The organism is Nostoc sp., from assembly GCF_054880495.1.
The window spans coordinates 1-11,590 of record NZ_JBTYKD010000210.1 but is presented as its reverse complement, the minus strand read 5'-3'; the positions used below and the strand labels follow the sequence as shown (position 1 = coordinate 11,590).

The following is an 11,590-nucleotide window of genomic DNA, read 5'->3' as shown; positions in this document are numbered from 1 at the left end:
TTACAGTTTGGATGAGTTAGAAACTCTCTGGCAACAGGCAAAAGCCCAACTTGCTAAAGAAGGCTCATAAGTCAATAGATCCCGCGATCGCTACGACAATTTTCTAAAAGTTTAAATAATAGCAGTATAAATTATTTACTTAAGGAAAAGACTAGAGAAACATAAATTACTATGTCTCTCTAGTCTGGTTAACGCATAAATCATATTTAAGATTTGGGAATAATATCTGTAATAATACTTACAATACTTTTATGACTGTGAATTGACTACCTTTAATTTGCCTGTGTTCGATAATCACAGAATAAATCTTTTGAACCCAGTCTGACTTCACCCGATCAGAGTAATTGTTGATTACCCAGATGGTTCACCCGATTGGAGGAAGACAATAACCAATAATCAACTCACATTGATAAGATGACGAAAAGGTAAAGATTTGTACTATGACTATTCTTGATATTGGTTCTCCCCTAATTGCGATCGCCGCACAAACCCGCCAAGGTGCAAGTAAGCTAGCGATTCTCTCCACTGATGCCAAAAATCAAGCACTTGTGGCGATCGCCCAAGCTTTAGAATCAGCTAAAGATGAAATTTTACAAGCAAATGTTGCTGATTGTGAAGCTGCTACTTCGGTCGGAATTCCAAAACCACTTTATAAACGCTTGCAATTAGATGAACATAAATTAAGAGATGCGATCGCTGGGGTACGAGATGTTGGTAAGCTAGCTGATCCAGTCGGTAAAATACAGATTCACCGCGAACTTGACACTGGTTTAATTCTCAAGCGGATCACTTGTCCTTTAGGGGTTTTGGGGATTATTTTTGAAGCCCGGCCAGAGGCGGCGATTCAAATTGTTTCTTTGGCGATCAAATCGGGTAATGGTGTAATCCTCAAAGGTGGAAAGGAAGCTGTGCGTTCTTGTGAAGCGATCGTTAAGGCAATTAAACAGGGATTATCTCATACTGCTGTTAACCCCGATGCGGTACAATTGCTGACAACTAGAGAAGAAACTCTGGAACTTTTGAAATTAGATAAATATGTGGATTTAATTATTCCTAGAGGTTCTAATTCCTTTGTGCGCTTTGTGCAGGAAAATACGCGGATTCCGGTACTAGGTCACGCCGATGGGATTTGTCATCTTTATATAGATAAAACCGCCGATATTTCTAAAGCAGTTCCGATTACCGTCGAGGCCAAAGCGCAATATCCTGCTGTTTGTAATGCGATTGAAACTTTGCTAGTTCACCAATCAATTGCCAGAGAATTTTTACCAAAAGTTGCTGAGGCTTTGCAAGAACACCATGTGGAATTAAGGGGTGATAAACGCACCTTAGAAATTTTACCTAACATCAAAACTGCAACATTAACAGACTGGGAAACAGAATACAGCGATTTTATTTTGTCGATCAAGATTGTAGATTCTATAGAAGATGCGATCGCACATATTAACGAATACGGTTCTCGTCATACCGATGCGATTATTACTGAAGATTTAGCATCTGTTGAAACTTTCTTTGGACTGGTAAACTCAGCCAATATATTCCACAATTGTTCTACCCGATTTGCTGATGGTTTCCGCTATGGTTTTGGTGCAGAAGTAGGAATTAGTACACAACAAATGCCTCCCCGTGGCCCCGTTGGTTTAGAAGGATTAGTCACATACAAATATCAAATGACTGGCGATGGCCATATTGTAGCTAGTTACACCGGGGCTAATGCTAAAGCTTTTACTCATCAGGATTTAGTGTAAAACATTATCAAAAGTATATGCTCTAGTAATCCTAGAAATACACCGATTTATCCGGTGTATTTTTTATCTTAATACTTTATTTGAATTGTCAAAAGTTTTAATTGGGCCATGCCATCGATCATCATTTAAGAAAACCTCGTTAAAAGCTCCATTAGTGTATTGACTAATTACCTTGCTCCAAAAAGCTTGTGCGCCTAAGTTAAAAGCAGTCTGCCGTACCTCCCAACTGCCGGGAAACTGGTCGAAAATTTGAGTAGCTACCCGTTCACCAATGCCCTGACTTCGATACCTCTTGAGGATAAAGAACTCAGCAATAGACCTAGCATTGTTATGAAGGTAAGTGTGCTGATTAACAAGTACAAACCCTGCCAGTTTCTCATCAACTTTAACTAGAAATGGGTGCCGTTCAGGTTCTTTCCAATAGTAATCAAGATATCGATAGCCAAACAAGCCGCAGTCATCTACATCTTTAACTTCTATCTCACTCAGGTCATACTGGTATAGTTCCATTAAATTACACAGAACTGACTTCTGTTTTTGAGTAGCTTTTACTACTTCTATTTTCATAAAGCATCTACGATACTGGAACTAAAAAATATGCTTTCATACAGAGAAATATTTAGGATATTTTTTAATTTGGAAGTCTCTTTAAACTAAGGCTTTAAGTAACGCCTGAAGTTTAAGCTGCACCTCTGCGAACTCTTTGTGAGGATCAGATCCAGCCACGATACCAGCACCAGCATATAATCTCGCGCGATCGCCATCAATTAATGCGGAACGAATTCCCACAATAAACTCGCAGTTACCCTGAGAATCTATCCAACCCAGAGGCGCAGCATACAAACCCCTTTCAAAGCTTTCATAACGACGAATTTCGGCACAAGCAACATCTTGTGATGCACCTGCAACGGCTGGTGTAGGATGCAATTGTGCGACAATCTTTAATGGATGTATGTTAGTAGGAACTGTAGCACTTATTGGTGTCCATAAATGCTGGATGTTAGATAATTGTCGTAGGCGAGGTGCTAATATTTGAGGTAATAAACCTAGCTGGGATAGGCGTTGTGTAATGAAATCAAGTACCAGCGAATGTTCATGCTTTTCTTTTTCACTATTGAGTAAGTCATTGGCATTAGCTGCATCTTCAGCAGGGGTTTTACCTCGTGGTGCAGAACCAGCTAAAGCATCAGTAATCAACTGTTGATTATTAATACTAATTAATCTTTCTGGACTGGCACCAATAAAGTTTTGTCCTTTGCCATTACTTATAGAAAAAATATAACAGTTAGGATGTATTTGCCTAAGATTATTTAAAGATTTAACTAAGTTAAACTGATTCCTTGATTTGACATCTAATATATCTGCCAATACAATCTTACTTAAATGACTAGAGCGAATTTTATCCAAAGCTGATACTACTGAACGTTTAAATTGAGCAGCATTCGTGACGGATTTTTGGGATAATTTTGCTGGGAAAGAATCAATATTAACAGAGTAATATTCTAAAGATTGGATAAAATCAATTTTATTTTGCACATTCTCCAACAACCTTTCAATATTTACATTTGCATTGATAATTAGATTTGTTACTAATATACAACGCTGATTTTTGACAGCTACTTGCCAACGTGGAAGAAAGATGGTAGCAGATGGAAATGGATAATCTAGTTGAGTATTTTTATCAAAAAAACTGAAATAACAAAAAAAGTGAGGCCCAGAAAAAGGTAGGTTAGCGTTACCAAAATTAATTATTTTTTTTAGACAAGATTTGATAAAATATTCTGCTTGAGTAAAACGGTTTGCACCATCAATGTGTAATTTTGTTACAGCATCAATTGCGGCGACCGCTTCTCCTTTACCTTTGTCCTCAAAGTAAAAATTTATTTCATTTGCTTGTGTAAGTTGATCAAATACAAGTAAAGGGTCAACTAAATCGATCTCCTGAGAGATACTGACAATTTGCCTGCAATTATTTTTGACGCACTTTTCTTGCACTGCTACCAAAAATTGATATAAATCTTTGTGGTCTACAAAGAGGTTGCTACGACATGGTGAAACTGTCATGGATATATAGTAAATTTTTTTTAAGTTAACTTCCTAAAGTGTAATTAATCGTGGTCATATTTCTACAGGTAACATATTAAGTTGTCATTTCACCAGCGTAGAATTTGTCTTGTTTGTGGTGTTCATAGACCCTAACAAGCCAGTTCCAGCCTTGGGCTGTAACCGTGAGGGTGGAGTGTTAACAATGTAAGATTAACGAGCCACAGTAAAAGTGACAGTCGTTTTTACCTCATGAATATCTAGCGTCTCTTTACATCGTAAAATATCAAGTGTGAGTAATATTCCGGGAATTTAATTAATCACAACTGATGACTACCAAGCAGATTTTATATCCCAACACTAAGTTATGGATGGCAGCGATTAAACCGCCAATGTATAGCGTTGCCATTATGCCCATTTGGGTAGGAACAGCAGTAGCATTTGCCGAAACTAAAATTTTTAATGGTGTAGTATTTTCTACTTTTGTAACTGCGGCAATCTTAATTCTTGCCTGGGAAAATATCACTAATGATGTCTTTGATTCCGAAACGGGTATTGATCAAAATAAGCACCATTCTTTGGTGAACTTAACAGGCAATAAGCCATTAATATTTTGGATAGGAAATTTGTGTTTAAGTTTGGGGTTGCTGGGCATAGTAGCGATCGCCTTTTGGCAACAAGACCTAACTGTTATCGGTATAATTTTGCTCTGCTGTGGCTTAGGCTATATGTACCAAGGGCCTCCCTTTCGCTTAGGATATCAGGGTTTAGGCGAGATTCTTTGCTTTTTTGCCTTTGGCCCCTTAGCAGTGGAGGCAGCCTACTACAGCCAAACCCAAACTTGGTCAATGACAAGTTTAGCAGCTTCAGTGATTGTCGGCATTGCCACAACCTTAATTTTGTTTTGTTCACACTTTCACCAAGTTAAGGATGACATAGCAGCAGGCAAGCGATCGCCTATCGTCCGTCTAGGAACCCAAAAAGGTGCCCAACTCCTAGTTTGGTTCACTGGTAGCATTTATCCCCTCACCTTGCTATTTGTGCTATTGGGAATTTCTCCACCTTGGACATTGCTGAGTTGGGTGAGTTTACCCTTTGCTTTCAAATTATGCCGCCACGTCCAAGAAAATCACAACCAGCCGGACAAAGTTAGTAACTGTAAATTCATCGCCGTAGCCGTGCATTTCTGGGCTTGCTTGTTGTTTGGACTGGGATTTATGCTTTAGTAAAATTATTAATTGATGCGTTATCAATTTAAATTTCGTCCTTATCAGCGAAGATTTGTGCGATCGCTTAGCACTAATCACGGTAACTGGGATATTCGTCAGGGCATTATCCTCCGTCTCACCGATGAATCAGGTAAAGTCGGCTGGGGAGAAATTGCCCCAATTAGCTGGTTTGGTTCCGAAACCCAAGAACAAGCCTTAGATTTTTGTCGCCAACTCCCAGCAGAAATCACAGACGAGATAATTTTTTCCATCCCCGATGAGTTACCTGCTTGTCAATTTGGCTTTGAGTCAGCGCGAGAATGGGGAGAGACGCGATTAATCGCGTCTGTACTAGGGAGTGAATTCTTTTCCATGCCCAATGCCCCATACTTCTCTACGAGAGGCTGCGCCAACGGCAACGCTACTTCTCTACGAGAGGCTGCGCCAACGACGTCGCTACTTCTCTACGAGAGGCTGCGCCAACGACGCCGCTCAGTACAAGTCAGTACAAGTCAGTACAAGTGCCCAATGCCCCATGCCCAATTTTACAGTGGCTTATTAGCATCTGGGGAAGCGGCTTTAAATCAATGGGAAACCTTGTGGCAGCAGGGATATCGCACGTTTAAGTGGAAAATTGGAGTGTATGCGATCGCTGATGAACTAGAAATTTTTCAGTCACTGATACACACCTTACCAGCTTCTACAAAACTGCGATTAGATGCCAACGGTGGACTCAGCGATGAAGAAGCTAACTTATGGCTGTGGACTTGCGACAATCTCAAGGCAAATGGAGAACTACCCCTAGAAATTGAATTTATCGAACAACCGCTACCCGTTGAGCAATTTCAGCAGATGTTGGAATTGAGTATGAGTTATGAAACTGCGATCGCTTTAGATGAATCTGTTGCCACACTTGGACAACTCGCCGCCTGTCATCAAGAAGGTTGGCGAGGTATTTTTGTCATAAAGCCTGGAATAGTTGGATCACCATCTCGTTTGAGAAAGTTTTGCCACCAGCATCAAATTGATACTGTATTCTCATCAGTATTTGAAACTGCGATCGCAAGATTTGCAGCACTCAAGCTAGCAGCCGAATTATCCCGAAACAACAGGGCAATTGGTTTTGGCATCGACCATTTTTTTGAACAAGAAGATACGTGGCTTCAAAGTTTATGGAACGACCTTTAGACTGTCTTAATAACCTTGCTCAGGATGATTGGCTTATCGGTTACAACAGCCATCATTTTAATAAAATAGCTCAAGAATTGTATTTAGAACTAACACAGATATCAGCGTATGGAACACCACCAAAAATCATCTTAGCCGAACGCGAACCATTACGATTTTTAGCAAGTTTTATTGCCGCTTGTGCAGCTAATTGTCCAGTTTTTCTGTGTAACCCCGACTCGCGAACACAAGAATGGCAACAAGTCTTTGATTTAGTACAGCCAGATATTATTTTGGGCATGGGGCATGGGGCATGGGGCATGGGGAATGGGAATAATACCCAATGCCCAATTCCCAATAGCATCATGATTTCCACAGGTGGTTCATCGGGGCAGATGAAATTCGTCATGCACACTTGGGAAACTCTCATAGCATCTGTAAAAGGATTTACCGAATACTTTCAACTAAAGCCAGTTAATTCTTTTTGTGTATTACCGCTATATCACGTTAGCGGTTTAATGCAATTTATGCGCTCTTTCACCACCGGAGGTAAACTGGCTATACTACCATTCAAAGCATTAGAAACAGGTCAAATATTAAATATTAAACAATCAGAATTTTTCATATCTTTAGTACCAACACAGTTACAACGTCTTTTAGAAAATCCCGAATTAACTGAATGGCTATCCCAATTTAATACTGTACTTTTGGGAGGTGCGCCAGCATGGAATGAACTACTAGAAAAAGCCAGATTTCATCGCATCCGGTTAGCACTTACCTATGGCATGACAGAAACCGCCTCTCAAATTGCTACCCTCAAACCAGATGATTTTCTGAGCGGTAAAATTAGCAGTGGTCAAATTCTTCCCCATGCAAAAGTAACTATTTGCAATCAGCAAGGCGAGATTTTAAATTCAAATCAAATCGGAAATATCACCATTAATGCTCAATCTTTAGCCCTTGGTTACTATCCTAAAACCAGAGAAAATCAGGATATTTTCCAAGTAGATGATTTAGGTTTTTTAGACGACCAAGGTCATTTAAATATAGTCGGACGTAGCAGCGACAAAATTATTACAGGTGGCGAAAATATTTATCCAGCAGAGATTGAATCCGCAATACAAGCAACTCAAATGGTTGCTGATATTTGTGTCATCGGCATCCCAGATAAACACTGGGGACAAGCATTAACAGCGATTTATATTCCCAAACAATCAGATACTTCTGCCTTAAAAATTCAAGCCTTACTCAAAGACAAACTCAGCAAATTTAAAATCCCTAAATATTGGATTCCCCAGCAAAACTTACCCCGTAACTCACAAGGTAAAATTAACCGCCAACAACTACAGCAAATAGCCACAGAATTCCTCCAAAATACCATCACATAATCTCTCTCGACTTTCTTCTCTCTGCGCCGCGCCAGTTGCTTCAACGGGGGGAACCCCCCTTCGGGTTCACCAGTCGCCTACGGCGGGAAACCCGCCTACAGCGCTGGATTCACCGCAACGCACTGGCTTCTCTGCGTCTCTGCGGTTCGTTTCCAACCACTGAACTATCTCATCAGGTAATTCATGCTTACTTCTACTACTTGCATCAATACAAACATGGCGAGTAATAGCCTTAGCAACTACCACCTCACCCACAGTAATTTCATAAGTAATTTCGAACTTATCAACACCTATTTTTTGGGGAATTAAGCTAATCAGCAACTTGTCCCCGACAAACATAGGGCGCAAAAAATCGACACTAGTATGAACAATGGGGAAAGCCACAGACGGATTCGTGAAAAAATCTTTGATATTAATACTTGATGCCTCTAAAGATTCTTCATAAGCTTCATGGCAAATACCCAAAACGTTAGCAAAATAAACTACTCCAGCAGCATCAGTATCTTGAAAGCGAACCGTGCGGTTGTAAGTAAAAGGCATTTTTGATAATTTGAAATTCAAAAAGAGAAATAGTAGGTAATAAGTCTGCTTTGCAAACTAATTAGGCGATCGCTTCTACATTAACTCCAACGGCGGAACCTCGAAGTCATTAAACGAGCAAACATTGTAAGACGAAGCGGCTATTGCCTTTACCAGCTTACCGTCGAGAGTCAGCATAGCGCCTACCTGCTGTGAAAGTGCGACATAAGAGCCATCGTAAGCGGAGATTCCATAATTTAATGCGATCAGCAACTGCATCCGCCATCAAGTCAGCTGTGGAGACAGCACGCAAGGGTAAAGCTTTGAGACTAGCTAAATTGCCTTGAATTAGAGAAACATTGTAACTACCCGCACGAGCATACTTCCATAAAACGTTTGCACACTCAATGTAAAATAAGTCAGGTACAAAGATTTCTGTCTGGGGATAGGCAAGGTGAGCAAACAGTTGATTAACCTTGGCTGTTAGCGGATCAGGAATAAATTGCTTAACGGACACACTGGCATCCACGACGCACCTAAGAGGAATTGTCATCTGTCCCGATCTTCTCTAATCATGGCAGTGCTGTCAGGCCATTCGATATCAGTTGGTAGCTGTTCACGGCGAAGACGCATTTCCTCTAGAAGTTTTGGGACATTTTTTCGTCTTTCTTCTTCCGTTTGCTGTGTTTCCGTTTTCAAAGCTTCTTCTAACAGAGTTATGACTTGGGCATTAATTGAACGGTGCTGAGAAACTGCTAACTCTTGCAGCTTTGCATACAAATCATCAGGTAAATTTCTTACATAAAGGGTAGCCATCGCTTTACCTCAAAGTAGAATTTATGAAAATGATAGCACAATGCAAGCAAAAGGGGGAGTGGGGCGATCGCTTGATCAGTGTCAAGAAAACTTTTATATAGTGTAATAGGTGAAAAAATAAGGTATATTATAGAACACAAAGCTACAGTTTCGAGTTTGTGGTTGTCAAAAGCTTTCCAGCTAGTTGCGGAGTTTAGCTATGACATTCGACTATGTATTGCTAGGTAAAAAGCTACGAGAAGCACGTGAAAGCTTACTGTTTAATACTCAAGAAGTAGCGATTAGACTTCAAATGAGTGCTGAAGACTACTTGAAATTGGAATTAGGTCAAAAGAAAGCAACCGGTGATCAAGTTGTCTTACTAGCATCTCTATATCAGCGCGATTTTCGTTATTTTGTCACTGGTGATTATCCTTCAGCAGAATCCCAGATACAAGAAATGTTCCGCCTCAACTCATCACTATCCAAAAATGATCGAATCGCAATTCAACAGTTTGTGCGATTGTGTGAATATGAAAGTTTCTTAGAACAAGAGGTTTTGCAAAAGACCTTCAATCCTATTCCAAACTACGGTCTACACCAATTCAACCATAATAATTTCAAAAGACAAGGTGCAGAAGCTGCGAGGTTTGAAAGAGATCGTCTTCGCTTGGGATTATTGCCAATTACAAATGTCTTTGATGTAATGCGAAGCCAAGGTATTCATGTGTTCAAACGTCAACTAGAAGACCGTAATATTTCAGGCTTATATATATATCATCCTACAGCAGGCAACTGCATCCTAATCAACTACCTTGATGACCTCTACCGTCAAAACTTTTCTGCTGCTCATGAATACTGCCATGCTTTGTTTGACTCATCTATTGGGCAAGAGGTCACTTATCTAAATAAAAATACTAATGGTTTTGAGTGGCGGGCTAACAGCTTTGCTAGTAATTTTTTACTTCCTAAGGAGCTTATAAAATCGGAATATAACCCAGTGAGAGAATATGAAATTTGGATAGATATAATTCGGCAAATTGCCAAACGATTTAAAGTTAGCTCTCAAGTCGTCATCATTAGTCTTGTAGAGATGAATTGGGTTGATGAAGATTTGAAACAGAGATTATTCAATGAAAGGCAAATGGTGATTAAATCTCAAGATAAGATTGATCCTGAGATTCCGCGCGATTTATCTATAGGACAAAAAGAAAGATTAACACAAGTTATTCGTCATGGACTTTCTTGGTATTTTATTGAGTTGTGTACAGAAGCATATAGGCGAGGAGGAATAACCTATCACAAGCTATTAGAAATGTTGTCATTACCACTTGAGCAAGGATACGAAATATTAAATGATTTTAGAACATTTTTAAAGGTGGTTGCACTGTGAAATGTAATATTGCTATTGATACCTGTGCAATTATTCACTGAATGTATATACAACGCTTTTATCTTCTTAAAGAGCTTAATTATCCTGTTATTACTACAATATATGTACAGTTAGAATTTGAAAAAGGACACGCAGATAGCCGTGACTATTTTTTAAATTTGGTAGGTAGCGGTGAAATATATCCTTATCCTTTGGAGATTGATGACCTTGTAGAAATGGCAAATATTCCTAAATCAAAACAAGCAAGCGATGCAGAATTATCTTGTTTCGTAGTAGCAAAACGTCTTGGTGCTAAAGCTATGACTGATGATAAAAATGCTATTGATTATATTCAACGTTACGTTTCAATGCCACCAGGAAGTGTAATAACTTTGTTCGATATTTTGTTTGAGGGCTATTTAACTTCTTGGTTGTTCGATCATGAGCTACGGTCTATACAAGCAACACTAAGTGCAAAAAAATTTAATTTCCAATACGAAGATTTAGCCCATGAATGTGCAAGAAGACGATGGATGGCTGGAGAGTAATATTTACATAGGTTTTAATTTTGGGTGTTAACAGGCGACTTGTCCTAGATTGCAAAACTACATAACGTAATTAGCTCAAGTGTGTCTTCGTTAAGTTTCCATAAAGCCTGTACGTTGTGTCAAACAAAGTGAAACTCAACATTCTTCATCCACAGAACTCAATGTAATTTGCTGTGAACCATGTATGATAGCCAGTACATCAATTTGTTCTGGTTTAATGTAATAAATAATTCTATATGAACCTTCAATAACTTCTCGGATTTGCTCAGTTTCAAACTCTGGCACAATTCTACCTGACAAAGGAAAACTAGTAATCTGTTCAGAACGCCTAGTAATCCGGTCAACTATCCTTGCCGCATACTGTGGAGAAGTTTGGGTAATATAAGTATAAATTGCTGAGAGATTTTCTACTGCTGTTGCTGTCCAGTAAACGTTCACTCTGGTAATCCAAATTTTTTCCGCACTTCTTGTATAGAAATAACATTACTAGCTTTGCTATCCGCTAGTCCAGCTTCAACAGTTTGCCGAACATAAATTTGGTACATCAAATCATCCCATGTGGAATTTTCTGGCAACTTGTCAATCAATTTGCGGGCTTCTTCTTTAATGTTGAGATTTTTCATCAGTAGTTAACCAAATAGTGTTTGTGCATCAATTTGGATATATTGTAGATGCAAAACAGCTGTGGTATTTGATAACAACATTCATTCAACGGAGAGGGGGAGATTCGAACTCCCGGAGGTTTTAGCCTCATCCGATTTCAAGTCGGACGCAATCGACCACTCTGCCACCTCTCCAGTAA

13 protein-coding genes and 1 tRNA gene are annotated in these 11,590 nt (G+C 39.4%); 6 read left to right on the top strand and 8 right to left on the bottom strand.

The annotated features are described in order from the left end of the window. Nucleotides 1-440: 440 nt before the first annotated feature. A complete protein-coding gene (locus ACYTXL_RS19530) occupies nucleotides 441-1,748 on the top strand; it encodes a glutamate-5-semialdehyde dehydrogenase (protein ID WP_461926191.1) in 1,308 nt (435 codons plus the stop codon). Nucleotides 1,749-1,811: 63 nt separating this feature from the next. Here ACYTXL_RS19530 and ACYTXL_RS19525 read toward each other — a convergent pair whose 3' ends face one another. Further along, entirely contained in the window at nucleotides 1,812-2,315 is a 504-nt protein-coding gene (locus ACYTXL_RS19525; protein WP_461926190.1) for a GNAT family N-acetyltransferase, read from the bottom strand. Between the two features lie 81 nt (nucleotides 2,316-2,396). After that, nucleotides 2,397-3,812, bottom strand: coding sequence for an isochorismate synthase (locus tag ACYTXL_RS19520; protein ID WP_461926189.1), 1,416 nt, complete (start codon nucleotides 3,810-3,812; stop codon nucleotides 2,397-2,399). A 308-nt stretch (nucleotides 3,813-4,120) separates the two neighbouring features. Here ACYTXL_RS19520 and menA point away from each other — a divergent pair, with 308 nt between their 5' ends. The 3 genes from menA to ACYTXL_RS19505 are packed head-to-tail and all read left to right on the top strand — an operon-like array spanning nucleotide 4,121 to nucleotide 7,554. Then, on the top strand, nucleotides 4,121-5,017 hold the full coding sequence (menA, locus tag ACYTXL_RS19515) for a 2-carboxy-1,4-naphthoquinone phytyltransferase (RefSeq protein ID WP_461926188.1): 897 nt from the start codon (nucleotides 4,121-4,123) through the stop codon (nucleotides 5,015-5,017). A 15-nt stretch (nucleotides 5,018-5,032) separates the two neighbouring features. Further along, a complete protein-coding gene (locus ACYTXL_RS19510) occupies nucleotides 5,033-6,187 on the top strand; it encodes an o-succinylbenzoate synthase (protein ID WP_461926187.1) in 1,155 nt (384 codons plus the stop codon). Beyond that, complete coding sequence (locus ACYTXL_RS19505) at nucleotides 6,172-7,554, top strand: 2-succinylbenzoate--CoA ligase (RefSeq protein ID WP_461926186.1); 1,383 nt, start codon at nucleotides 6,172-6,174, stop codon at nucleotides 7,552-7,554. The genes ACYTXL_RS19510 and ACYTXL_RS19505 overlap by 16 nt, the downstream gene beginning before the upstream one ends. Nucleotides 7,555-7,620: 66 nt before the next feature. Here the strand turns inward: ACYTXL_RS19505 and ACYTXL_RS19500 are convergent, their stop codons facing one another. The 3 genes from ACYTXL_RS19500 to ACYTXL_RS19490 all read right to left on the bottom strand — a co-directional run bounded on the left by ACYTXL_RS19500 (nucleotide 7,621) and on the right by ACYTXL_RS19490 (nucleotide 8,889). Further along, complete coding sequence (locus tag ACYTXL_RS19500; protein ID WP_461926185.1) at nucleotides 7,621-8,094, bottom strand: acyl-CoA thioesterase; 474 nt, start codon at nucleotides 8,092-8,094, stop codon at nucleotides 7,621-7,623. 157 nt (nucleotides 8,095-8,251) lie between these two features. Beyond that, nucleotides 8,252-8,626 (bottom strand): type II toxin-antitoxin system VapC family toxin, encoded by a 375-nt coding sequence (locus tag ACYTXL_RS19495; protein ID WP_461926184.1) that lies wholly within the window; start codon nucleotides 8,624-8,626, stop codon nucleotides 8,252-8,254. Then, a complete protein-coding gene (locus tag ACYTXL_RS19490) occupies nucleotides 8,623-8,889 on the bottom strand; it encodes a FitA-like ribbon-helix-helix domain-containing protein (protein WP_334953491.1) in 267 nt (88 codons plus the stop codon). Before ACYTXL_RS19490 ends, ACYTXL_RS19495 begins: the two co-directional genes overlap by 4 nt. A gap of 199 nt (nucleotides 8,890-9,088) precedes the next feature. Here ACYTXL_RS19490 and ACYTXL_RS19485 point away from each other — a divergent pair, with 199 nt between their 5' ends. Then, on the top strand, nucleotides 9,089-10,261 hold the full coding sequence (locus tag ACYTXL_RS19485; protein WP_461926183.1) for a helix-turn-helix domain-containing protein: 1,173 nt from the start codon (nucleotides 9,089-9,091) through the stop codon (nucleotides 10,259-10,261). A 41-nt stretch (nucleotides 10,262-10,302) separates the two neighbouring features. Next, entirely contained in the window at nucleotides 10,303-10,788 is a 486-nt protein-coding gene (locus ACYTXL_RS19480) for a hypothetical protein (RefSeq protein WP_461926182.1), read from the top strand. A 135-nt stretch (nucleotides 10,789-10,923) separates the two neighbouring features. Here the strand turns inward: ACYTXL_RS19480 and ACYTXL_RS19475 are convergent, their stop codons facing one another. The 3 genes from ACYTXL_RS19475 to ACYTXL_RS19465 form a co-directional block, all read right to left on the bottom strand. Beyond that, nucleotides 10,924-11,226, bottom strand: a complete 303-nt coding sequence (locus ACYTXL_RS19475) for a type II toxin-antitoxin system RelE/ParE family toxin (protein WP_461926181.1) — start codon at nucleotides 11,224-11,226, stop codon at nucleotides 10,924-10,926. After that, nucleotides 11,223-11,411, bottom strand: coding sequence for a hypothetical protein (locus ACYTXL_RS19470; RefSeq protein WP_461926180.1), 189 nt, complete (start codon nucleotides 11,409-11,411; stop codon nucleotides 11,223-11,225). Before ACYTXL_RS19470 ends, ACYTXL_RS19475 begins: the two co-directional genes overlap by 4 nt. 89 nt (nucleotides 11,412-11,500) lie before the next feature. Continuing rightward, nucleotides 11,501-11,585: transfer RNA gene (locus ACYTXL_RS19465), tRNA-Ser, on the bottom strand. Nucleotides 11,586-11,590 lie beyond the last annotated feature (5 nt).